Genomic DNA, 1,933 nt, shown 5'->3' with positions numbered 1-1,933 from the left:
TGTCGAGTAGGGCAGTGATTCACATCCTCTGTCCCCCTCACAGAACCGTGCGTGCGCTATTTACGCACACGGCTCTTCTTGTTCATGGTTCACAGAATATAGCTAAGTTCTGGGCGAAGTTGATAGATATTGACCTTGATTCGTGGTTGAGGCAATGGGCATCGTTTTAGAAATTGATTGAACTTTTCCCATGTATAAGATCGTTTTTGGCTTCTTCTGTTTAACCATTTATACAACAGCCGAATCACCTGTAATCGAAACGCATTCACACTTGGAATGTTGTCGGTGACACAATAGTAGTTGTAATAGCCGATCAGCGAGCGCTTGATCCGATCCATGATGGAGTCTATCTCTTTCGTTCGATGAGCTTTAAGCCACTGCCCGTGGGCTTTGAGCTTGGCGCAGACTTTCTTTCGACTGCTTTTTCGTTTTACTCGAAAGTGTCCACTTTTACTCCACCCACAGTAGTGGGTGAACCCCAGGAAGTCAAAGGTCTTTGGCTTCCTGTTTTCAATTCGTCTGGCATTTTCCCAAGCAAAACGTCCAAAAGGAATGATCCTCGCTTTTTCCTCTGCTAGCGTCAAATTAAATTTACCGATTCGCTGCTTGAGTTCACTATAGAATTGCTCCGCTTCCTGTTTGTACTGAAAGCAACAGACAAAGTCATCAGCGTAGCGCACCAAGTAGGCCTGTCCCTGACACTGCTTCTTCACCACTTTCATAAACCATAGATCAATCACATAGTGAAGATAGATGTTGGCTAGAATCGGCGAGATCAGTCCACCTTGCGGCGTCCCTTGTTCGCTTGCGTACCACGTCCCCTTCTCCATGTATCCAGCCTTCAGAAAACGCGCAATGAGTCTGAGTAGACTTGGATCATTAATGCGATGATTTAAGAAACGCATCATCCATTGGTGATCAACATGATCAAAGAAACCTTTGATGTCTACATCAACGATGTAGTTTGTATACCGTTTTTCGATGGAGACATTGAGCACTTTGAGCGCATCATGACAACTTCTATTTGGACGAAAGCCAAAGGAACAGTCAAGAAAATCCTGTTCATAGATGGCATTAAGGATTTTCGCAAGTCCTCGCTGTACAATTTTATCTTCATAAGCCGGAATGCCCAACGGTCTTTTCTTCGTTGAACCCGGCTTATCAATGTACACGCGACGCACCGGAAGCGGCCGATAGCTTTTCTGCTTCAGTCGCATGACTAGGTGGGAGAGGTTATCCGCCACGTTTTCTTGATAGGCAACTTTTGTTACTTGGTCAATGCCTGTTGCTTTGTTGCCTTGTAACTCCCGATGACACTGTCTCAATTCCTCTTCATCCATTAAGTGCGCCAGTGACGTGAACGCCATCCCCGGATTCGCCTTCGCTAATTCTGCTATTCTTACCTGTTTTGTGTTCATCTTTACTGCACCTCCGTGTGTGCCGATGTGTCCCCGATAAGATTCATGAACAAGAGAAACACCTTTCCTCGACTGGCATTACCCAGCGTCATTAGTACTATGTGTTTCCTCCGACTTCCCAGTAGACATTTAGCGTCCTCACATTTGATTGCTTGGTTCACTATACTTTCATTCGAAAGATCCGCTGGGATCTCCCGAGTTGCCGTCCCTTATCAATGCTCAGCGTGCCATGGTCTCAGACCCCGGGGAACCCCCAATCCTCTTACCCTATCGATGATTGGAGTGTTGCCTTCTGGAAGTATAACGCCATCGGCGTTCCCGTTTTCATAAGTTTTCGAGGCTCATTCCCTTCAACCACATGGCTTACGGCCCACTGACTCGCTGTCTACGCTTAAAAACTAACGTTGCCCTTAGTTCTCCAAGACTCGCTACGGATGAGTGGCTAACTCTTTTCCGACGGGATTCTCACCCGCTATAAGGCACGACCTTGCTCGGTCGCTCTATACTTTCTTATC

General features: G+C 46.5%; 1 protein-coding gene. It reads right to left on the bottom strand.

Features of this window, described 5'->3' with window-relative positions:
* Positions 1 to 89 precede the first annotated feature (89 nt).
* Complete coding sequence (gene ltrA, locus NOM01_RS16990; protein WP_255749773.1) at positions 90 to 1,418, bottom strand: group II intron reverse transcriptase/maturase; 1,329 nt, start codon at positions 1,416 to 1,418, stop codon at positions 90 to 92.
* Positions 1,419 to 1,933 lie beyond the last annotated feature (515 nt).

The sequence above is a fragment of the Sporolactobacillus sp. STSJ-5 genome (assembly GCF_024385605.1).
In the GTDB taxonomy this organism is placed as follows: Bacteria; Bacillota; Bacilli; order Bacillales; family Sporolactobacillaceae; genus Sporolactobacillus.
Note: the sequence above shows the minus strand (reverse complement) of the source record. Positions and strands in the feature narration are given on the sequence as shown.

Bases quoted from the DNA above. Each gene is read 5' to 3' on its own strand.
- ltrA (WP_255749773.1), bottom strand. From the start codon at position 1,418: ATGAACACAAAACAGGTAAGAATAGCAGAATTAGCGAAGGCGAATCCG.